The sequence below is a fragment of the Rhizobium sp. RHZ01 genome, from assembly GCF_014851595.1.
In the GTDB taxonomy this organism is placed as follows: domain Bacteria; phylum Pseudomonadota; class Alphaproteobacteria; order Rhizobiales; family Rhizobiaceae; genus Rhizobium; species Rhizobium altiplani.
Map to the genome: position 1 here is coordinate 44,325 of NZ_JACUZZ010000011.1, position 21,552 is coordinate 65,876.

The 21,552-nt window shown below is 58.6% G+C and carries 21 protein-coding genes; 11 read left to right on the forward strand and 10 right to left on the reverse strand.

Annotated features, from left to right (window positions below):
• Nucleotides 1–7 precede the first annotated feature (7 nt).
• Nucleotides 8–172, forward strand: a complete 165-nt coding sequence (locus tag IB248_RS13505; protein ID WP_169682114.1) for a hypothetical protein — start codon at nt 8–10, stop codon at nt 170–172.
• A gap of 177 nt (nt 173–349) precedes the next feature.
• On the opposite strand, the gene IB248_RS13510 is transcribed toward IB248_RS13505, so the two are convergent.
• Entirely contained in the window at nt 350–1,915 is a 1,566-nt protein-coding gene (locus tag IB248_RS13510) for an ABC transporter substrate-binding protein (protein ID WP_192241080.1), read from the reverse strand.
• 170 nt (nt 1,916–2,085) lie between these two features.
• Between IB248_RS13510 and IB248_RS13515 the strand changes: the two genes are divergently transcribed.
• The 5 genes from IB248_RS13515 to IB248_RS13535 all read left to right on the forward strand — a co-directional run bounded on the left by IB248_RS13515 (nt 2,086) and on the right by IB248_RS13535 (nt 8,508).
• On the forward strand, nt 2,086–3,642 hold the full coding sequence (locus IB248_RS13515) for an amidohydrolase family protein (RefSeq protein WP_192241081.1): 1,557 nt from the start codon (nt 2,086–2,088) through the stop codon (nt 3,640–3,642).
• 94 nt (nt 3,643–3,736) lie between these two features.
• Nucleotides 3,737–4,756, forward strand: coding sequence for an amino acid ABC transporter substrate-binding protein (locus IB248_RS13520; RefSeq protein ID WP_169682112.1), 1,020 nt, complete (start codon nt 3,737–3,739; stop codon nt 4,754–4,756).
• Between the two features lie 68 nt (nt 4,757–4,824).
• Nucleotides 4,825–5,973 (forward strand): ABC transporter permease subunit, encoded by a 1,149-nt coding sequence (locus IB248_RS13525; RefSeq protein WP_169682111.1) that lies wholly within the window; start codon nt 4,825–4,827, stop codon nt 5,971–5,973.
• 2 nt (nt 5,974–5,975) lie between these two features.
• Entirely contained in the window at nt 5,976–7,073 is a 1,098-nt protein-coding gene (locus IB248_RS13530) for an amino acid ABC transporter permease (protein WP_169682109.1), read from the forward strand.
• On the forward strand, nt 7,066–8,508 hold the full coding sequence (locus tag IB248_RS13535; RefSeq protein WP_169682108.1) for an amidohydrolase family protein: 1,443 nt from the start codon (nt 7,066–7,068) through the stop codon (nt 8,506–8,508). Before IB248_RS13530 ends, IB248_RS13535 begins: the two co-directional genes overlap by 8 nt.
• Before the next feature lie 326 nt (nt 8,509–8,834).
• On the opposite strand, the gene vapB is transcribed toward IB248_RS13535, so the two are convergent.
• The 4 genes from vapB to IB248_RS13555 form a co-directional block, all read right to left on the reverse strand.
• Nucleotides 8,835–9,065, reverse strand: a complete 231-nt coding sequence (vapB, locus tag IB248_RS13540; RefSeq protein ID WP_169682104.1) for a type II toxin-antitoxin system VapB family antitoxin — start codon at nt 9,063–9,065, stop codon at nt 8,835–8,837.
• 346 nt (nt 9,066–9,411) lie between these two features.
• Nucleotides 9,412–10,164, reverse strand: a complete 753-nt coding sequence (locus IB248_RS13545; RefSeq protein WP_169682102.1) for an ABC transporter ATP-binding protein — start codon at nt 10,162–10,164, stop codon at nt 9,412–9,414.
• Nucleotides 10,158–11,222, reverse strand: coding sequence for an iron ABC transporter permease (locus tag IB248_RS13550; RefSeq protein WP_169682100.1), 1,065 nt, complete (start codon nt 11,220–11,222; stop codon nt 10,158–10,160). The genes IB248_RS13545 and IB248_RS13550 overlap by 7 nt, the downstream gene beginning before the upstream one ends.
• A gap of 3 nt (nt 11,223–11,225) precedes the next feature.
• Nucleotides 11,226–12,356, reverse strand: coding sequence for an ABC transporter substrate-binding protein (locus IB248_RS13555; protein ID WP_169682099.1), 1,131 nt, complete (start codon nt 12,354–12,356; stop codon nt 11,226–11,228).
• A gap of 102 nt (nt 12,357–12,458) precedes the next feature.
• Here IB248_RS13555 and IB248_RS13560 point away from each other — a divergent pair, with 102 nt between their 5' ends.
• Both IB248_RS13560 and IB248_RS31710 read left to right on the forward strand, forming a co-directional pair.
• A complete protein-coding gene (locus IB248_RS13560) occupies nt 12,459–13,274 on the forward strand; it encodes a class I SAM-dependent methyltransferase (RefSeq protein ID WP_192241082.1) in 816 nt (271 codons plus the stop codon).
• A 206-nt stretch (nt 13,275–13,480) separates the two neighbouring features.
• On the forward strand, nt 13,481–13,699 hold the full coding sequence (locus IB248_RS31710; protein WP_246733690.1) for a hypothetical protein: 219 nt from the start codon (nt 13,481–13,483) through the stop codon (nt 13,697–13,699).
• A gap of 50 nt (nt 13,700–13,749) precedes the next feature.
• Here IB248_RS31710 and IB248_RS13565 read toward each other — a convergent pair whose 3' ends face one another.
• The 5 genes from IB248_RS13565 to IB248_RS13580 form a co-directional block, all read right to left on the reverse strand.
• Nucleotides 13,750–14,124 carry a hypothetical protein gene (locus IB248_RS13565; RefSeq protein ID WP_025661492.1) on the reverse strand — a complete coding sequence of 125 codons (375 nt, stop codon included), beginning with the start codon at nt 14,122–14,124 and terminating at the stop codon, nt 13,750–13,752.
• Nucleotides 14,125–14,358: 234 nt separating this feature from the next.
• A complete protein-coding gene (locus IB248_RS13570; protein ID WP_192241083.1) occupies nt 14,359–15,777 on the reverse strand; it encodes a DUF2252 domain-containing protein in 1,419 nt (472 codons plus the stop codon).
• Between the two features lie 53 nt (nt 15,778–15,830).
• The gene (locus IB248_RS31715) at nt 15,831–16,121 is read right to left on the reverse strand and encodes a sodium-independent anion transporter (protein ID WP_312867247.1); all 291 of its coding nucleotides are present in this window, start codon (nt 16,119–16,121) and stop codon (nt 15,831–15,833) included.
• Between the two features lie 44 nt (nt 16,122–16,165).
• Nucleotides 16,166–17,533, reverse strand: a complete 1,368-nt coding sequence (locus tag IB248_RS13575; RefSeq protein ID WP_246733689.1) for a SulP family inorganic anion transporter — start codon at nt 17,531–17,533, stop codon at nt 16,166–16,168.
• 189 nt (nt 17,534–17,722) lie between these two features.
• A complete protein-coding gene (locus IB248_RS13580; protein ID WP_169682095.1) occupies nt 17,723–17,947 on the reverse strand; it encodes a hypothetical protein in 225 nt (74 codons plus the stop codon).
• Between the two features lie 838 nt (nt 17,948–18,785).
• On the opposite strand from IB248_RS13580, the gene IB248_RS13585 reads away from it, so the two are divergent.
• From IB248_RS13585 to IB248_RS13595, 3 genes are all read left to right on the forward strand, one after another.
• Nucleotides 18,786–19,127, forward strand: a complete 342-nt coding sequence (locus IB248_RS13585; protein ID WP_169682972.1) for a DUF3302 domain-containing protein — start codon at nt 18,786–18,788, stop codon at nt 19,125–19,127.
• Nucleotides 19,127–20,284: an HlyD family secretion protein gene (locus tag IB248_RS13590; protein ID WP_169682974.1), complete on the forward strand. Its 1,158-nt coding sequence runs from the start codon at nt 19,127–19,129 to the stop codon at nt 20,282–20,284. The genes IB248_RS13585 and IB248_RS13590 overlap by 1 nt, the downstream gene beginning before the upstream one ends.
• A 460-nt stretch (nt 20,285–20,744) precedes the next feature.
• Entirely contained in the window at nt 20,745–21,539 is a 795-nt protein-coding gene (locus IB248_RS13595; RefSeq protein WP_192241084.1) for a DUF2092 domain-containing protein, read from the forward strand.
• Nucleotides 21,540–21,552 lie beyond the last annotated feature (13 nt).

Below are 21,552 nucleotides of genomic sequence, written 5' to 3' on the forward strand. Positions count from 1 at the left end.
CCCTTAGGTGCGCGCCACTCCCGGCAAAAGGCCGGACGGCTCGATCAATCACATCAAGAGCTGGGAGACCGGCTCGCGGGAAGCCGAGCGCCCGCCGCTGCAGCTTGCCGATCGTAGCGAGACGAGCACTCCTCCGCGCACAACCTCCCTTGCTCTCGTCTTTGCCTATTAAGACAGGCTTTAAAAAGTTGTCAACGTAATTGTAGACAATATTGGTGATTAAAAATTGCGTTATTACCAACATTTTCGGCCGAGCTGTGACCGATGGAACTCGTGCAACCCCACATGAAAAGAGCGTTTCATGGCTCGATGAAACGCTCTTCTATTGTCACACGAGAATGTCTGGCCGTTACTGTCCCATCTTGGTCAACCACTGGCGCGGTTTGTTATCGGCGCGAAAGTCGATACTCTTGACCGTGCCCAGCATGGCCCAGGCGATCGGCTGCTGGTGCAGCGGAATCAGCATGACTTCGTCCTTGGCGATCTTCAGGGCCTGGCCTTCAAGCGCAAGGCGCTTGGCATTGTCAGGTTCCTGGGCAGCGGCAGCAACAAGCTTGTCGAGTTCCGGATTGGACCAGTTGCCGTAATTGGACACCCCCATTGCGCCCTGCTTGGTCGACAGCACCTGCGCCAACATCGAGTAGGCATCTAGCGTCGGCTCGTTCGCCCAGCTGAGGTTGAACATGTCGGCCTTGCCGGCGCTGCGCTTCGGGGTTTGGACGGCGCGCGGAGCGATATCGATCGTTGGTTTGAAACCGCCGCGCTTCATCATGTTGGCGATACCCGAGCAGATATCTTCCTCGTTGATGCTTTCGTCATTCATGCAAGTGTAGGTGAAGGCGAGATCCGTCTGGCCGGCTTCGGCCAGCAGCTTCTTCGACTGTTCCGGATCAGCCGGACTATAGGTATCGAGTGCCTTGTCGTAGCCGGAGATTTCTGGCGCGATCAACGAACCGGAAGGGCGGGCAAGGCCGCGCATGACTTTTTTGTTGATGAGCTCACGGTCGACAGAGGCTTCGACAGCCTGACGCACGCGGATGTCGTTGAAGGGGTTCGGACGACCGTCTTCCAGCTTTTCCTTGCGGTTGAAGTTCAGGAAAACAGTGCGCAGCTCGGTGCGCTTCTTGACGGTGACGCCCGGCGACGACTCAAGCCGCGGCAGGTCCTGGATCGGCGCGCTATCGATGAGATCAATTTCCCCGGAGAGAAGCGCAGCAACACGGGTTGCGGCAGAGGCGATCGGCACGAATTCGATACGGTCGAGATTATGCTTCTTCTCATCCCACCACCCGTCATTGACGACGAGAACCGTCTTGCTGTCCGGCACACGGCTTTCGAGCTTGAACGGGCCCGTGCCGTTGGTGTGCATGGTGGTATAGCCTTCGGTCTTCGTGGCAACGTCCGTCGGCTTCTCGCTATTGTTGGTCTTCAGCCAGCCGGCATCAAAGATGAAAATGTTGGTGATGTCGTTGAGGAACAGCGAGGTCGGCGCAGTAACGGCGATATCGACAGTATAGTCGTCAACCTTGGTCACTCCAGCATAGAGCGGAATGTTTCCACGTAGCGGTGAGGTCGCATCGGAAACGCGGGTGAAGGATGCAACCACGTCGTCGGCCGTAAAATCGGCGCCGTCATGGAACTTTACGCCCTTTCGCAAGGTGAAGCGCCAGGTCTTGTCATCAACCAGCTTCCATTCGGTGGCAAGTGCGGGCTCGATCCGGAATTCAGGCCCATAGCGCACCAGGCCCTCATAGATGTGATTGAGGAAAGCGAGGTTCGAAGTCGACGGCACCGAATAGGGGTCGAGCGAATAGAGATCGGCGCGTCCGCCCCAGCGAAGTGTTTCTGCGCTGGCAGGAACGGCGATGGCAGCCGCGGCCATCGCGGCGAGGATGAAGCTTTTCACACGGGACATGATTCCCCCCTTATGGATCGTTGATAAGCCTGACCGGCCTAGACCCCAGGCAAAGCGGAGTATTGTTTTGCTCGTCGTCATTGTCAATTATATTGTTGACAATTATCGTACCCAAAAACAACGATTAAAGTTACCAATATTACGACGTTCGAAAAAGCGGAGGAAAGAGCATGGGAAATTTGCTGCTGCTGCACGGCACCATGGTAACCGTGGATCACGAGAGGCGGATTATCGAGGACAGCGCTCTGGCAATCCAGGGCGACCGGATCGTCGATATCGGCACGGCAGATGAGCTTCAGCAACGACACACGGACAAACAGGTTATCGATTGCCGCGGCAAACTGATCATTCCCGGCCTCATTGACGCCCACGGACATGCGGGCCATGCGTTGATCCGCAGCATTGCGGCCGATACCAACTCCATGTGGATGAAAGTCGTCACGCCCACCTACTACCACTACGTCACGCGAGACTATTGGTACGCCGACGGCCTCGTTTCAGGCATCGAACGCCTGTGCGCAGGGGTAACGACGTCGGCCAGCATCATCACCTCGATGCCGCGTGCCGATGATCCGGTATTTGCGATCAATCACGCTCGTGCCTACAGCGAAATCGGACTGCGGGAAGTCATCTGCGTCGGCCCCTCCGGCCTGCCCTGGCCGCATCCTGTCACGCGCTGGGAAACCGGCTCACCAGAGCGACGTCACGTCAGTTTCGACGAAATGATCGAAGGCAGCGAAGCCGTTATTGAGGCGCTGGACGGCAGCGCGCAGGGCCGCATCAAGGTGTTCCTCACACCGTTCACCATCGTTCCCTCCGTCGAACCCTCGAATGCCTCCACGCCGGACCAGGCCGTGAGACTCACCGAAAATGATCGCCTGCAAGCTCGTCGCATCCGCGAAACTGCACGAAAGTGGGGCGTTCGGCTGCATTCCGACGCCTTTGCCGGTCAAATCCGCATGGCGTTTCAGGACAAGGAAAATGCCCTTCTCGGACCGGATATCCACCTCCAACACTGCTGGGGCATCTCGCATGAGGAAATCGATATCCTGGCCGAGACCGGCACCCACGTTACACACGCCCCGCCCGGCCGCTCAACACCAATCATGGAGATGATGTCAAAGGGTATCCGGGTTGCCATCACGACGGATGGCGCAGCACCCAGCCGTCATTTCGACATGCTGCAGACCGCCCGGCTGGCGCAATTCACCCAGCACCTGCTGCACAACCACGATCGCTACTTGCTGCCACCGGGCAAGGTCTTCGAGATGATAACCATCGACGCGGCTCGCGCCATCGGCATGGAACATGAAATCGGATCGCTGGAAGTCGGCAAGAAGGCCGACATCGCCATCATCGACATGCGCAAGCCACATCTAATGCCGATGTGGATGCCCGTTCACCGACTCGTTCACCAAGCGCTCGGAAGCGACGTCGATATGGTTATTGTCGATGGCAATGTCCTGATGGAGGGTGGCCAGGTAAGGACCGTCGACGTTGATGCGGCCATTTCCTTCGGCCAGGCGGAAGCATTGGCATTGGCGGCGCGTGCCGGTCTTGAAGCCCATATGCACGACCCCGGCTGGGGCCGCCTGCTGCGCACCTTCGACGAGCCAGTTTTGCCGCCTCACCCCCCATGTGCTGACCCAGGAAGTCGTGCATCCCGCCATACGCCGGGTGACGTGCATTCTTCGTGCATCAACTATCAGAGTCCGTGTTGCCAATAATTGAAAGGTATTGTACACAATCGTGTATGCATTATGGCCCTCGAGGCGGAGAGGAGCTGCCGGCGATCATGCATCAATCAAAAGGGAGGAATGAATGAAAAGACGGACTCTGGCAGGTTGCCTTGGTGCAGTTCTCGGACTACTGGGAACCACGACAGTGCATGCAGACACACTCGACACCGTAAAACAGCGCGGCAAGCTCGTTTGCGGTGTCTCCCTTGCGACACCGGGCTTTGCTGCCCCTAACGACCAGGGTCGCATGGAAGGCTTCGACGCCGACATCTGCCGCGCCGTTGCAGCTGCCGTCTTCGGTGATGGCGAAAAGGTCGAGTACGTACCGACCAACATCAACACTCGCTTCCAGGCGCTGCAGTCCGGCGAAATCGACGTCCTGTCGCGCCAGACCACGCAGACCTATACCCGTGATGCCTCGCTCGGCCTCGATTTTGCGCCCGTCGTCTTCTATGACGGCCAGGGCCTGATGGTCTCGAAGTCGCTCGGCGTGACGAGTGCCGCCGAACTCAAGGACGCTGCGATCTGCACCCTGCCGGGCACCACCACGGCGCAGAACCTTACCGACTTCTTCGGCAAGCTGGGTGCAAAGTTCGAACTCGTTGTGTTCGAAAGCCCGGATGAAAACCGCGCTGCCTTTTTCAGCGGTCGGTGCGACGCGATCTCGTCTGACCGCTCGGACCTAGCCTCGATCCGCGCGGTCTCCAATAATCCTGATGACTACGTCGTTTTGCCGGAAACGATCTCGAAGGAACCGTTGGCGCCGGCCGTCCGTCAGAATGACTCCAACTGGCGCGATGTCGTCTCCTGGTCGGTTTGGATGCTGATGGCGGCCGAAGAAAAGGGCATCACAAAGGCCAATGTGGACGAGAAGCTCAAGAGCGACGATCAGGAAATCCAGCGCATGCTCGGCGTTACCGACAAGCTCGGTGAAATGCTGAAGCTCGACGACAAGTGGGGCTACAACATCGTCAAGTCTGTCGGCAATTACGGCGAAGTCTTCGAACGCGCCGTCGGCGAGAAAACCCGTCTCGGCATGACCCGCGGTCCAAATACCCAATGGAACGCGGGCGGCCTGCTCTACGCGCCGCCTTTCCGTTGAGATAAGGTTCGCGTCCGCCCCCGCGCGGGCGCGACCACCTCTCGCGGTTCTCTCGACGGAGGGCTCGAATGGCTCTGCTGCGCAATGCGCGCTACCGCGCGCTTTTTTATCAATGGTTGGCGATCGGCGTGATCGCTCTCATCGCCTGGTCGATGTTTGCGACCGCAAGCCAAAATCTTGCTAAGCACGATATCGCAACCGGCTTCTCCTACCTTTCGAGGCAGGCTGGCTTCGTAATCAGCGACGCCGCGATATCCTATCAGCCGACCGATACGGTAGCCCGAGCGTTGTTCGTCGGGTTCGCCAACACCGTCAAGGTCTCCATCTTTGCCGCCCTCTTCGGCACCATTCTGGGGCTTCTGGTCGGTATCGGCCGCATGTCGCGTAATCCACTGCTGCAAAGGCTGATGCTCGCCTATGTCGAGGCGTTGAGAAATGTTCCGCTACTGCTCTATCTGCTGTTCTGGTATGCCGTCATTATCAATGTGCTGCCGCCGGTGCGCGCAGCGCTGACTTTAGCGCCACATGTCTATCTGTCGAACAGCGGCCTCGTTATCCCCTCCGTCACCTTCGAACGCGGCCTTGCCTTGGGGGCCGCCGCTCTTGTCATCGGCATAGCCTGTGCCATTGTCATCCGGCACGTCGCCATGCGCCGCCGGGTTGCAACCGGCCAGCCGAACCACGGCGTACTTTTCGCCTGGATCTCCGCGATCACACCGATCGCGCTCGTGCTTTTCCTTGGCGGTATCGCCATGACATTCGATCTTCCGGAAAAAGGCCGTTTCCGTCTGAGCGGCGGCCTGCAGGTGAAGCCCGAATTCGTCGCGCTGCTGTTCGGGTTGGCGCTTAGCGTCTCGGCAAACGTCGCCGAGATCGTGCGCGCGGGCATCCAGGCCGTCAACAAGGGGCAATGGGAAGCCTCGATGGCACTCGGTCTCCCCCGGCGCCGCGCTATGCGTCTGGTCATCCTGCCGCAAGCGCTGCGGCTGATCATTCCGCCGCTCACCAACACCTATCTTACCGTCTTCAAGAACAGCTCGCTGGCGATTGCCATCGGATACCCCGATCTCGTGATGGTCTCCAACACCGTCATGAACCAGACGGGTCAAGCGATGGAAACCATTGCGATCTTTATGGGAACCTATCTCGGCCTGTCGATCGCCATTTCGTTGCTCATGAACTGGTATAACAGCCACGTAGCTCTAAAGGATCGCTGACCGTGACGGAACTTCAACTCGTGCTCGTCACAACAACCACAAGCCAAGCCCCTCCTCCGCGGCAATCCGGCTGGCGGCGCGATCTGTTCGGCACACCGGGCAATGCGCTGATAACGGTGCTTTGCGTCGTGGTCCTTGCCACAATAGGCTGGCTCGCAACCCAGTGGCTCGTTCTCAACGCGACGTTTACCGGCACGCCGGAAGCCTGCAAGACAGCGAGCGGCGCCTGCTGGCCGTTTCTCAGCACGAAGCTTCGCTACATGGCATTCGGCTTCTACCCCTTCGAAGAGCAATGGCGGCCGTTGCTGGCACTCATCGTCTTCCTTGGCGCCTCCTTCCTTTCGATGGTGCCGCGGCTGTGGAGCAGCAGGCTCCTACTGCTCTGGATCGTCGTTATCCTGCCGGGACTTTGGGTTTTGATGGCCGGCGGCATCTTCGGCCTGCCTGCGATCCCGACCACACAGTGGGGCGGCCTTCCGCTCTCCTTCATGCTTTCCTTCATCGGTCTTATCTGCGCGCTGCCGCTCGGCATCCTGCTTGCCTTATCGCGCGCCTCTGATCTGCCTGTCATCCGGGTGTTGGCGACAAGCTTCATCGAAATCGTGCGCGGCGTACCGTTGATCAGCATTCTCTTCATGGCAACGGTGATGCTGCCGCTGTTCATGCCAGATGGCATCACCGTGGATAAGCTGCTGCGCGCCCAGATCGCCATCATCATCTTTGCGGCTGCCTACATCGCCGAAATCGTTCGCGGCGGCCTGCAGGATGTACCGAAGGGCCAGCTCGAAGCCGGGGCGGCTTTGGGGATGGGCTATTGGCTCGTCATGTTCAAGATCGTACTGCCGCAGGCAATCAAGAAGGTTATTCCTCCACTTGTCGCGCTTTTCATCGGCTTCTTTCAGGACACAACGCTCGTCACCATCGTCGGTCTGCTCGACTTTCTCGATACGGTGCGCTCGGCGATGCGCGACCCATCATGGCAAGGCATCGCGGTGCTGGAGGGCTATATCTTCGCCGCTGTCGTCTATTTCATCTTTAGCGCGCTGATGGGAGCCTATAGCCGCTTCCTGGAGCGATATTTCAGGACCACCCATGACTAGGCCAGTTCATGTCATCAGAAAAGTCGAAACCATCGTCGCCCATGACGACCAGACCGGCACCCATGCTTATATGTCCGATGGCGATATCGCCTTCGATGAGACTGCGATCCTGCATGTTGGCGGTCGCTACAATGGTCCCTTCGACCGGGAAGAGTACGGGCACGGTCGCATGTTGCTCCCGGGCCTGATCAACATTCACTGCCATTCCGACGAAGAGCCCTTGTCTAAAGGCATTTTCGACGACGTCGGTACCGCCGCCCTCTGGGGGCAGGCGATGTATGAATATTCGACACTGATCGAGATCAGTGAGGAGGCCCGCGAAGCCTCTCTGACCGTCATGCTCGGAGACTTGATCCGCAGCGGAGTCACCACGCTGGTGGATATCGCGGGCCCGCACGATGCTTGGCTCCCCACGCTCGTCAAAAGTGGAGCCCGCGCCTACGCCGCGCCGGGCTTTCGCGAGGCCAGGTGGCATGTTGCAGACAGCCACCGCCTCGATTATCACTGGGACCGGCGCCGTGGGCGGGAGGCTTTTCAAGAAGCACTTGCCTGCGTCGACGCGGCACAAGCTCACCCATCAAGCCGTCTCGGCGGCATCGTTTCGCCGTCCCAAGTCGAAACCTGCTCGCCAGATCTACTTATCGAAGCCGCCACCGCCGCAAAAGACCGCGGCGTCCCGATCACGCTCCACGCAGCTCAAACCATGGCTGAACATGAAGAGTTGGTGCGTCGAACCGGCATGACCGCCGTGCAATATCTGGAAAGCATCGGTATTCTCGATGAAAGACTGATCCTCGGACATTGCATCTTCATCGACAGCCATTCCTGGACCCGAGAGCGCACCGAGACAGATATGGCGCTCCTTGCACGACGTGGCACAACGGTAGCACACTGCCCAGTTACCTTCTCCCGCAGCGGCATGATCCTGGAGTCCATCGGCCGCTATCGCCGCGCCGGCGTGAATGTCGGCATCGGCACGGATAGCTATCCCTACAACATGCTGGAAGAGATGCGCAGGGCGCTCATCTGCTCCCGCGTCGCCGGCAAAAGCGTGTTTGACATCAAGACATCCGACATCCTCGACATGGCGACCCTTGCGGGTGCGAATGCGCTGGGCCGAAAGGATATCGGACGGATCGCAGTCGGTGCCAAACCGGATTTCTCGTTGATCGACCTCAATCACCCCGCCATGCAACCGGTTTACGACCCGTTGCGCAATCTTCTCCATTGCGCAGCCGAGCGGGCAGTCAAGGCTGTCTATGTCGACGGAAGGCGCATTGCCAGCGACGGGAAGCTTGAGGGGCTGGACTATGACGGCGCGGTTCAGGTCATGCGGGAAGCATTGAAATTCACGACAGGCCGTATTGCTGCGAACGACCCGCGCGGCAGGTCGCTATCCGAGCTCGCGCCCTTGTCCCTTCCTACCAAAACGTAGGCAAACACACAGCTTTTAAATTCATAGTCGGGAGTACGCATCCTGAGAACGACGTCAGGAGTGGCTTTCATCGGCAGCGGAAAACGACGATCGGAATGATCGACTCGATTCGCTTTTTCCAATCGTACAGCGTTCATGAGTGCGAGTTGGCCAGTCCAGTCCTCGACGCGTAAGCCGGGCACACAATCAAACTCGCGCCGATTACTCGATCGGGGGGAGCGTAGCAAAAGCCCTTGATAGAATACGAACTGCCGCCTCGCGCACCTGCTGCCGGCGGTTCTTCATCGTAAAGATACAGACGTTTGTATCCAGCATGTACTGCAGCATTAAAATGCTTCACGCTCCCGCAGGGCCGGTTGATCACGTTCGTTCATAAAATCCGAGGTAGCCGCTTCGCCATCGAACCAGCTGTCCCAAACTTCTCCGGCAGGGGCGATAATCCTCGTGCGTCCAACTGCGACAATATCGACGCGCTTTACATCATCAGGCAGAGCGACGGCCTTCGGCAACCGAACGGCCTGGCTGCGATTGCTTTGAAACACTGCACCTTGTTCCATTTCCTATCCTCCGCGATATACGAAAGCCATATCCCACTTAGTTTTGCGAATGGGATATGGCAATGGGATATACCTCGGCACACTGGGCGAGGTTTGAGAACTCGGTCCAACGCCGCGGCCTGTGTCGATGCGCTCAAGGCCGGACATCAGCACCATGCTGGAGGTATTTTCGACGACCTGCCACCAGACACTGCGATCATCGGTATCGCGGCACGCAGCTGACTCGAAGGTCAGGTCGTCGAATAGCCTGCCTGAAGCGAAAATGAGTCATCGTGCCTGCGCGAAGCGAGCGATTCTGGATTTGCGATCGGAATCGCTCCGGCTTATCGCGGCAGCATCAACTCGATCAGAGCGCACCGTCGACGACGACTACGGGTCGCCCGCGCGAGCAGGTTTCGATGCGGGCATCCACACGATAGATGTCGCGCAGCATTTTCGATGTGATCACGTCAGCGGTCGCGCCGCTCGAGGTCATTTCCCCATTGGCGATAACGATCGTGTTTGTGCAATAGCGCAAGGCGTGATTGAGATCATGGAGCGCAATGAGCACGATCATGCCGGTGCGGCTGGCGAGATCGACGACGAATTCCAGTACATCGATCTGGCGATGGAGGTCGAGGGCCGAGGTCGGCTCGTCCATCAGCAAGACCTCGGGTTTGCGCACCAGCGCCTGGCCGAGCGAGACGAGCTGTCGCTGGCCGCCCGACAGGGCGTCTAGCCCCCGGAAGGCAAGGTCCTCGATATGCAACGCTTTCAGGATCGCGTCGATCTCGAAAAGCTCTTCGTCCTTTACCTGCCAGCCGCCGCCCTGTTTTGTGGCAAGCAGGAGCGACTCGTAGACCGTCAGCACGGCATTCGAGCCGGTGTCCTGCGGCATGTAGCAGATCGCCCGGTCGCCGCGCGTCGCATCCGAAAGCTGCACGACACCGGGGCCGGAAATTAGACCGGCGATTCGCTTGAACAGCGTCGACTTGCCGGCCGCATTTGGGCCGATCACGGCCGTGATGGAACCGGGCGTCAAGAGCTCGATTGCGACCTTTGACAGAACCGTCGTGCTGCCATAGCTGGCGCCGAGATCCTTAAGCACCAGACTTACCATGCACGCCTCCGGTTCGAGAAAATCAGGACGAAGAAGAAGGGAACGCCGACAAGCGCGGTGATGACGCCGATCGGCAGGATGGCGCCGGGGATCAGCACCTTGCTGACGACCGACGTCGCCGAGAGCAGCAGCGCACCGCAGATCACGGAACCGGGCAGAAAGAACCGCTGGTCCTCTCCGACGACCATGCGCGCGATATGGGGGCCGACAAGGCCGACAAAGCCGATCGTCCCGACGAAGGAGACAGGAATGGCGGCAAGCAGGCTGACGACAAGCATGGTGTGAAGGCGCAGGCGCCGGACATTGACGCCCATACTTGCAGCCTTGTCGTCCCCGAGCCTCAGGGCTGTCAACGCCCAGGCGTTACGCACGAAGAGCGGTAGCGTCACGACGAGAATTGCGCCGGTGACGAAGACTTTGTCCCACGTCGCCTTGGTCAGGCTTCCCATGGTCCAGAACACGACTGCGGCGAGCGCCTGTTCGGAGGCGAGGTATTCGAGAAGCGACAGGGCGGCATTGAACGTGAAGACGAGGGCGATGCCGAGCAGCACGATCGTCTCGACCGTAACACCGCGCAGCGTCGATGCGAAATGGATGAAGAGCGCGGCCACCATCGCCATGACAAAGGCATTGACCGGAACCATGTATTGAACCGCGCCCGGAAAAATGGCGACACCTGCAACGAGCCCCAGCGCCGCGCCAAAGCTGGCGGCCGCCGAAATGCCGAGCGTGAAGGGACTGGCGAGCGGGTTCGAAAGGATCGTCTGCATCTGCGCACCTGCCACCGAGAGCGACGCGCCGACCGTGATCGCCATCAGCGCAATCGGCATGCGGATATCCCAGATGACGACACGCAGCTGGTCACCGGCAGCCTCCGGGGAAGCGAGCGCCGACAGCACCTCGGCAAGGCTGTAATTCGCGGGGCCCAATGCCATGTCGGCAGCCATGCTTGCCGCAAGCGCGACGACAAGACCTGCCAGGATAAGGATGCGCCGAAAGGCAAGGGCGCGATATTGATCGCGCCCCGTCACCTTCGTTTCGATCGTCGCAACGCTCATCGCCTATTCGCCCTTCAACGAGACAAAGTAGCCTGGCTTGTAGTCGAGCGGCAGGAAGCGAGCGTGCAACTCCTTGAAGGTCGCTTCCGGGTCGAGTTCGTTGAACAGGTCAGGGTGCAGCCACTTGGCGATCTGCTGGATTGCGACGAACTGATAGGGATTGTTGTAGAACTGGTGCCAGATGGCATGGACATTGCCATCCTTGACTGCCTTGATGCCGGTAAAGGCCGGGCGTTTCGTCAGGTTTTCCAGCTTGCGGTGCGCTTCGGCGATATCTGCGCCATAGCCGACGCCGACCCACTTGCCACCAGGCACATAGCCTTCCCACATGCCGCCGGTGATGATGACCTGATCAGGATTGGAGGCGATGATCTGTTCCGGGTTCACCGTGCCGAAGGTGCCTGGAATGATGTCCTTTGCCATGTTGATGCCGCCGGCCAGCTCGACCATCTTGCCGAAATTCTCGCTGCCGAAGGACATGCAGCAATCGTCGGAATAGCCGCCCGCACGCTCCATGAAGACGACCGGCTTTGCGGGGTTACTCTTCTCCAGGACATCCGTGACCTTCTTGATGGCGTCGGCGCGGAAGGTGATGAAGTCTTCGGCAACCTTCTCCTTGCCCATCAGCGTGCCCATGATACGCATGCTAGGCTCGGTGTTTTCCATAGGCTTTTCCCGGAAGTCGACATAGACCAAGGGAATGCCGACCTTGGCGAGCTTGTCGATATAGCCGGCCTCTTCCGTAGCTGTCTTGGCGTCAACATTCATCAGGATGACGTCGGGTTTCAAGGCTACTGCCTGTTCGATATCGAACGTGCCATCCTTCATACCGCCGAAGGTCGGCAGCTTGGCGATGCCAGGGTATTTTGCGAGATAGGCCGCGTAGGATTCCGGGTCCGCCTTCGGCAGGTCGTCGCGCCAGCCGACGACGTGCTGGAACGGGTTGTCCTTGTCGAGCCCGGCAAGGAAATAGATCTGCCGGCCTTCGCCGAGGATGACGTGTTTTGCCGGTACATTGACTTCGACGTCGCGGCCCGTCACGTCCCTCACGACGACGGGGTCGGCAATCGCGGGCAGCACTTTGGACACGAGAACGCCAAGGGCGATCATTGCCGACTTGCCAGAAAAGCGCATGGTTGAATCTCCGGTGGAAACTGACCGGCACTTATTATTTGATGACTTTCATAGTCAAGATTTATCTTTTAGAAGTGTTCGAAGCTGAGATAAGGACGGAACATGCAGAGCGATCGAATGGCAGACAGCGCCAATTTCACCTTGCGCGATGAGATCAAGGCCTATTGGTCCGAACGCGCGGCAACATTCGACCAGTCGCCCGGCCACGAAATTTTCTCCGAGGAGGAGCGTGCGGCCTGGCACGCACTGATCGGGCGGCATCTCGGCCGCGGCGATGGCCGCAAGGCCCTCGACCTTGCCAGCGGCACCGGTGTGATCTCCCACTTGATGGACGATCTCGGCTACCAAGTCACCGGCATCGACTGGTCGGAAGCCATGCTGGAGCGGGCACGCGCCAAGGCGGCATCGCGGGGACGGGCGATCCGCTTTCACGTTGGCGATGCAGAGAACACGCTTGAAGCCGATGACAGCTACGACGTTATCATCACCCGCCACCTTGTGTGGACGCTGGTTGACCCCGAAGCCTGTTTTGCGGAATGGCTGCGCGTCCTGAAGCCGGGCGGGAAGCTGCTGATCATCGACGGGGATTTCGTCAACACGGGCCTTGCTGAGCGGCTCATCAAGCGTCTCGCGACCTTCCTCGAACGGACGAACCTCATCAAGACACAGGCACCCCATGCCCCCGCCACCATGGGCAGCATGCATGAGAGTATCCTGTCGCGCGTCCATTTTTCTGGAGGCGCACGAGTTGATACGGTTTCCCGCATGCTGACAGCAACCGGTTTCTCCCCCGTTGCGGCCGACACTAACCTGCGGAAGATCCATAAGGCGCAGTCGCACTATTTCGGCTTCTTCAAAGCCATCGCACGAGGCCTTCAGCATCGCTACGCGATCATAGCGCAAAAGCCAGCTGAATAGTCAGCCGCGGATTTTGAGGAACCTCCAGCCCTTGAGATGTCATCAAGTGTGAATAGCGGCCGGCACCGTGGCACACATTAGCGACGGCCCCCGGTGAGCGTTTGGAGGCTATTCACCTGCAGGGCCGGCGCCGCTTAACAGCAGTGACGATAGGACCGCCCCCAATGCATGAGAGTGCAAATGAAGCATAGCTTGATGACGCGCTTATGGAAAAGGCCCGCTCCTTAACCGGCACTAAGGAAACCGCCGCGCTTGTCCGCGAAGCATCGGAGACGCTTGTCCGCGTTCAGTCGGGAAGACGTCTTATTGCACGTGGAGGAACCATGCCCGCCGGGCGACAGCGGGCGGAACAGATTTACAGATCCCACCCTTTGGGCTTTACGACGGCGGACGCGCCTCAAACCCATGAACCCCAAGACGCTTGACGATTGGCCGTGCGTACGCCGCCTTCGGCTTCATAGCCGACGGGAAACAATCATTTCCCGCCGTATTTCTTGGCAACGGCATTGCGGAGCTGCGATATGTACTCCGTCATTCTCCGCTCGTCGTCCTCAATGCTATTCCCGCGGCAGCCTTCGCCGCCGATCTCACTCTCCGCGTTGTGAGCGGCTTCGTCCAACCGCCTGCCGACCTCAACCATATCGACACCAGGAGCCTTGGCCATTATACGAAGAATGGTGTCCCTATCGTTGGGAACCTCCCGGCCGCAGTTCCTGTAGTCAACGACCTTCATCCCATAGATATTGGTGACTGCAAAGAACAGGTCAGCCACGTCATCGGCCCTTGCCATGAGGGCCAGACCCAACGAGAGCGCGGATGCGATGATTAGGATTTTCAGTTTCTCCGCCACCTTTTGATTCCAAGCGCGAATGAAAATGGGCAGTCTTCGCACGCCCGGTACCTGAGTTCAGTCATACGATCATCTCGCTTGGCGAATGGCAGCTCCGGCTCCGCCAGTCTGCCTGTCACCTGAGCATCGTGACCGTTGCCAATTGCGGGCATATTTCACAATAGGCAAAGGCGAGATCCGCCGGCAGACAGCGTGCAACGAAAAACCAACGTTCGCCTTATCCAATTTGCATGGCTATGCGTCTCTGATAGCTGCAATCCTTCCCTCGCGCACGGCAGCCTTGAGCAAAGCATGATCGCGCTCCGTCTGGTCCGCGTAAGCCAACGCGAAACTTCCCATTGCTGTGTCGAATGCGTCATTTGAGGAACCGAGGTAGCCGCTAATCGTTGCCGATATCTCGCTGGCCTTTGCATGAGCGCGAGCAAGAACCCAGCCACACGCCTGGGCATAGGCGTCCAACATCTCGGCATCGAATGTATCCACCAAAGGCTTGATCTTGGCATCGTGTAACTGTCGCACATAGAACTGTCGCCCGTTTGGCGCGGTGACCCAACCGAGGAATATGTCCGAGGCCGGCTGCATCAGGCGCTGTCCGATCACGACGCGCTGCCCGTGATGGTCATATTTGCTCTTCCCAGCATAGGCCTCAAGGACGGAGTTCACCGCTTCCTTGAACTGCAAAAACAAGGGGTGGTTCCCCTCGGACATCATCAACGCGATCCAGCATCTCCGGCCAACGCTACCGACGCCAACCACCTTGATGGCGACATCGACGAGTTGATAGCGATCGAGCAGCATCCGACGATCCTCATCCAGCGATTGGCGGTAAATGTGCAAAAGCTGTTCGAGGGGTACCTCCGCTTCGGGAGTGCTGGTCGCCCGCTCATGAAAGATCAGTGGCGGTTGGTCCGTAATGCGGATCTGCCCGCCGACGGAAGCCGCGAGGTTTGGAAAATCAGATTCTGAGCCACTACGGTTTGCTGCCTTCTCGATCCGCTTCCTGGTGCTCCCTTGCATGGCCGTCGGTAACGATTCGACAAAGTCTGAGGCCCCAGTTTTCGCGTACCAAATTGCAAGCGGGCTCTTTTTGAAGAGTTTGCGCATGTGCTCGCGATATCTGCGCGCGCAATTGACGGCACTATCCCGGCCCCGGTGGTCCGAGATTCCGTTCGATCTGGCTGCAAGAACGACTGATGCGACAAGTCGCTTGACGTCCCACTCCCAAGGGGCTGGCGCCGTTTCATCGAAATCGTTGATGTCAAAGATGATGCTGCGTTCGGGCGTGGCAAACCCACCAAAATTGACAAGATGACAATCGCCGCATGCCTGGACCTTCAGTCCCGTGGCTGGCGTTTGTGCCAGGTCGGCGGCCATGACGCCGGCCGCCCCACGATAGAACGCAAAGGGAGATGGCAGCATACGGCCATACCGGATCGGAATGAGCTTCTTCATTCGACCGTCATCCGACTCGCGCAACAGGTCGATCGGATCTCGCCGTCGCTGGATCTCATTCCATCGCCCCTGCTGCTCGCGCAGGATTTTGTCGCGCAGCGCCTTACCCTCCGCAAGCCGGGCGTTCGGCGTCACGAAATTCGCGGAATGCCCAGAGCCAGACGAGACTGAGGTTTTGGTGGCGTCTTCTGCGTGTACCATGTTCAGAAAGCCGACAGTTTCACTGAGGATTGAGAACCAGTCATGATATCAACTCAGGCCTCGGGGGGACTTTGTTGCTGCCAGGCGCGCACGCCATCGGTCGTCCGTTCGAAGAAGTTTGGTGGGCCTACCGCTGTCTCGATACCGGCTTTCCGCATATCGTCGCGGACGGCGTCGCGCACGCGGACAAAGCCCACAGCAATGCCGGCTTTTTGCAGCTCTTTGACTAGACCAAGCAGTTCATCTCCGGCGCTGATGTCGATGAAGTCGACGGAATCACAATCCAGAAGGACGCGCTTCACGTCGAGCCGCGTCGCGAGCGACGCCTTCAGGGCCGTGCTCACGTGGCCTATGCTTGCGAAGAACAGGTCGCCGCCGACCCGCCAGATCAGCAGCCCCGGAAACGTACTGCCTCCGGATGGCGCTTGACATCCCGATAGGCTTCCGTGCCCGGCAGCTGACCAAGCTCGGCCCCTTTTGGATGGCTGGTCAGATAGATCAAGGTTATCAACGACAGCACGACACCCAGCACGATTCCCTGCAGCACCCCCAGCGTCAACTCGCCCACGATGACAATGGCAGTGCTGCCGAACGCCGAGCGGCTTCGAGCCAGCAACTCCAGCAAATAGCTTGGCTTGGTCAGATGCAGCATCGCCGCGATGACAATAGCCGCCAGCGCCGGCTGGGGCATGTTTCGAAACAGAGGGGTCAGAAAGATCAGCGTCAAGAAGCTAAAGACGGCCGCAACCACATTGGCGATCTGGCTGCGAGCGCCAGCAGCGGTGGCAACCGAGGTTTTCGATAGGCTGCCGACCACGAGAAAGCCACCGAAAAGTCCGCTCAGAATGTTCGCAGGCCCATGTGCCACAAGCTCCTGATTAGGATCGATCGTACCACCGCTCTGTAGAGCGGCCGCCTTTGCCGCCCCAAGCGCCTCTGCGTAGCCGACCATCACGATTGCAAGCGCGCCCGGCACAAGCTCGCTTAGTGTGGAGATTTCCGGATTGGGCAGAGTTAGGTGGGGCAACCCGGATGGGAGGTGGCCAGCCACATGCACTCCAGTCGCCTCGCCGCCAAGTAGTCCGATAATGATTGTCGCAACGGCCATGACGACGAGGGCCGCGGGTATCTTCGGAGCCAGGTGGCGCAACAGCAGCATAGCGCCGAGAGATAGAACACCGGTTATGACCGGCGCCGCAGAAACCTCCGGCAAATGCTGCAAGATGTGCCAAAGCTTGGTGAAGAAGTTGCCCGACGCGCCACTGATTCCGAGCAGATGAGGCACCTGGCCGATGATGGTGACGTAAACCAGCCCTTCGATGAAGCCACGCATCACGGGCGTTGGGATGAAGCTCGCGACCCACCCCATGCGCATGATTCCAAAAGCGAGAAAGAAGAAACCGATCAGCACGGCAAGCGTAGAAGTCAGCGTGTTGAATTCCGCCGTTCCCTGAGACGCAATGGCGCCAATGGTCACCGCGGAGATCAACCCGGTCGCCGTGTCTGGTCCGACCACAAGCTGCCGCGACGTGCCAAGGAGGGCATAAGCGATTAACGCCGGCACGATCGTATAGAGGCCCATGATTGGCGGTACACCAACGATGCCCGCATAGGCCATGCCCTCAGGCACCATGACCGCCCAGAGCGCGAGGCCGGCAAGAACATCCGGCAATAACCAGTCGGGTTGATAGCCTGGAGCCCAATCCAGAATAGGCAGATATCTATGAGCTGCAGGTGCCACAGCGGCGTTGGCCATCGTCCACCCTCCCACGTGCGAATTGTCACATGCACACGCAAAGCCGAAGACAAATCACTGCCTTATCTTTCTCCGCCCCACCGGCTACGCCAACACAAGGAAGATGAGCCCCAGGTCCCGACGAGGATGGAGCCGATGACCCGAACTGGCGCTCGGTTCGAACTGATCAGACGCCAGTTCGGCGGCGTTTCATTGGTACTTCTGGCAGGTGTTTCCCGACCAGCGCAAGCAGCGGCGGTTGTGGCGCTTCTCGACTCTGGACTCGCATTTGCCATTGACCATTGTCTGGCCCACGCCGCAACCGGCGACGACAGGCGTGATCATGCTCTCTGATTGAATTGGCGAGCGAGGCATTGCCTGCGGCGTCGAAGCGATGGCGAAGACAAACCCCAGAACAGCAATTAGTCTGATCATTGTTCCCTCCTACTGTTGCGCTTCATTCAAACTTGAGAACGTCGATTCAACTCTGGAATCCGGGCAGCCGATGATCATGCTGCCAAAGAAGCTGTGCGCCTACCAGATATCTGGGGCCCAGCTTGTTGCGAGAGTTTTCCGAAAAAAGCGGAAGCACAGCCGATCTCGCATCTATGATGCTTATTTCGGAAGAGCCCTACTCCCCAAATTATGCTCCTAATTTCGGTCGTTGGCGAGCGAAAATCAACTTTAAGGCCATGTTGTATTGCAGGAGGTTGCGCAGAAAACCATGTGAAATATCACGCTTTCATGGAAGTGCAGTTTGCCATTGCTTTTCGCAACGGGTCCGGCAGGACATACCGTTGCGTGACTTCGCATCATAGCTAGCGCAACCAATCCGCTGATACCGGATCAGACTCGCCATTGGCTCCGTTCGGAACTGACTTGAGGGGCCGCAGCAGAAGACGACAAGCGACAACGTATCCGCTACCAAAGTCGCGCCAATCACGACGACGACCGGTTCAAATCCGAGAACTCCAAGACGCGCAACAATTGGTAGCGCGAGCAAAGTGTGCGATGACAACAGCGAGCCGATGACTGAACGATCGAGGTACTCGCTGGTCGTTGCGGAACGGTCAGCAACCTCTCCGTGCCGCGGACGAACACCCGCCGCTCCTAATGCAGCTACTCATCATACTACATCAACCGGTCTGGAGGCTACGTTCGAGATCCGTAACACCCTCTGGTGAGGTTGAGCTATAATGCCATTCCGACGGTATCCTTGAGGGCGCCGTCTAGGCCCCCAGGTGTGGCGTCTGAAGCCAAGGAGGGCAAGCTCATGTTTCTCGATTATTTCGCCCTGGGCGTCCTGATCTTCGTGGTGATAACCATTTTCTATGGGATCATCGCCATTCACGACATACCCCATCTCATCGCCAAGTCGCGCAATCACCCGCATCAGGATGCAATCCACATCGCAGGCTGGGTAAGCCTGTTCACACTCCACGCCATCTGGCCGTTCCTCTTTATATGGGCAACGCTCTATCGTGAGGATCGCGGCTGGGGCATCCGCCAAGATGGGAAGCTCCCATCTCAATTCGAAGCCAGTGCCCAGATCGCCCGTCTGCATGCTCGCATCGCCGAGCTTGAAGGACAAGGGACAGCGAGGGAGATAGTCTGATGGAACTCCTGCTTATGATGATCTACGCAGCGATCTGCATTGTAATCTTCAAGCTGTTCAGAATTCCGGTCAATCAATGGTCCCTCTCCACAGCGGTGCTTGGCGGCATCTTCATCATTTCCGCTCTGATCCTGGGGATGAGTTACAACCACCCGTTCTCAAGCGACGGCCGCATCTATTTCACCTCATCGCCGGTAATCCCGGCGGTCGGAGGGTTGGTGGTTGACGTGCCGGTCCAAGCGAACATGCCGTTGAAGAAGGGCGACGTACTGTTCCAGATTGATCGACGCCCCTACGAGTTCGCTGTCGATCAGAAGAAGGCGCAACTCGCCGAGGCCAAGCAGACGGTGCTGCAATTGAAGGCCGCGCTGGATGCAGCCCAGTCGGGGGTGGAGGGCGCCATCGCCACGCGCGACCGGACGCAGCAGAGCTACGATCGCATAGTACAGTCGAACGAGAAGGCCAAGGAGGTGGGGCGTGCCGCTGTCTATTCGGAACTCGAAGTCGACAACCGGCGCGGCCAGTATCTGACGGCCGAGGCTGCTGTAGCCACGGCACAAGCGCAGGCCACACAAGCGCGCCTTGCCTATGAATCTGAAGTCAACGGGGTAAACCCGACCGTTGCCCGTGTCACTGCCGAATTGAACAATGCTCAGTTCGAGCTCGACCAGACGACCGTTCGGGCGCCGAGCGATGGCTATGTGGCCCAGCTCTTTCTGCGTCCGGGCATGATGGCCAACCCGCTTCCCTTGAGGCCGGTCATGGTCTTCATCAACAGCGAAGACAGGCAACTTGCCGCGGCATTTATCCAGAATTCCCTCCAGCGCGTGCGGACGGATGATGAAGCGGAAGTCGCCTTCAAGGCAGTTCCCGGCAAGATCTTCAAGGCAAAGGTGGGGCAGATCATCGATGTCATGGCGCAGGGTCAACTTCAGCCAACTGGCGCCCTCATCGACCCGCAGTCGCCCGAGCGCCTTCAACCCGGCCTGACCTTGGCCCAGATCAACATCACCGAGGATTTGACCCCGTACCAACTCCCGGGTGGTGTCGTTGCCGAAGTCGCCATCTACACCGAGCACCTGCATCACCTTGCTCTGCTCCGCAAGGTTCTCCTGCGGATGAGCAGTTGGATGAACTACGTGTTCCTCGAGCACTGATGCGGGCGGGCGGCACGCCCGCTGGCTGGAAGGGCGATTCTCGCCGGTGTAGATGAGTGAGAGAGAACGAGGTTTTCCGATCTCGTGGGTCGTCTACAATTGCTCCTTCGCTCTCCCATCATGGGAGCAATCGAAGGCAAAGCAAGCCGCCTTGCCCTATTTGGTGGCGGCTTCCTTGCGCCGCTAGGTTGCTGTATATTAGGGAGAGCACCTGTGACATTGCGCGCACAACCAATCAATAGGCAAAGCCGGAGGTCTGCCGAACTTGGCCGCGCCGCTTGCGACAATCGCAATTCTTATGCAAGCCGTCATTTTGAAGGGTTAAGGTTGAGCCGAGAGTCGCAACCGGACCGTCCAAGCGAGAGCGGACCCAAGTGAGCGCTGTAGGGGCTATTCCATCCCGCGCCGTTGCTTAAGCCACGCGGAGTGTATTCTTACTGTGTCAGCGGAGGAAACACCCATGCGATATCGATCGGAATCCCCGTTTCAAAATGCCAGACTGCTTACCGTTACCTTGGCCCTCGCGGCGCTGGCCGGCGCGACGCCCGGCCACGCCGATGAAAAGCAGGCGAAGGACCTGCTGAAGACCATGTCGGACTATATGGCGGCGCAAGAGGCAATCTCGTTCGAGTATGACACGAGCCTGGAAGTCGTTACCAAGAAGCACCAAAAGCTGGCACTTGCGAGCTCCGGCGCCGTGACGCTCAAAAGGCCCGACAAGATACGCGTTACTCGTCAGGGCGGCTTCGCCAATGTCGAAATGGTATTTGACGGAAAAACGCTGTCGGTGCTCGGCAAGGACGCCAACCTCTTTGCTCAGACCGAAGTGCCGGGAACAATTGATCACCTCATCGACGCATTGCGGGACAAATTCCACAGGCCGTTGCCGGCCGGGGACATCTTGATGTCTCATCCCTACGACGAGCTCATGCCCCATGTCGTCGATGTGAAGGATCTCGGGAGCGGCGTCATTCGGGGTGAGGAATGCGACCACCTCGCCTTTCGCACCGATGATGGGGTGGATTGGCAAATCTGGATCGCCCAGGGTCAGAGCCCGTATCCTTGCCGTTATGTCGTCACCAGCACGAAAGTGGCGGGGTTTCCGCAATACACGATCGACATAAGGTCCTGGAAGGCGGGAGCGGACGGGGCAGCAGGCGACTTCAGCTTCAAAGTTCCCGATGGGGCCAAGGAGCGGAAGTTGAACGACCTTCCCGACACCGACGAACTGCCAGAAATATTCTCCGTAAAATGATCAAACTCGAAGG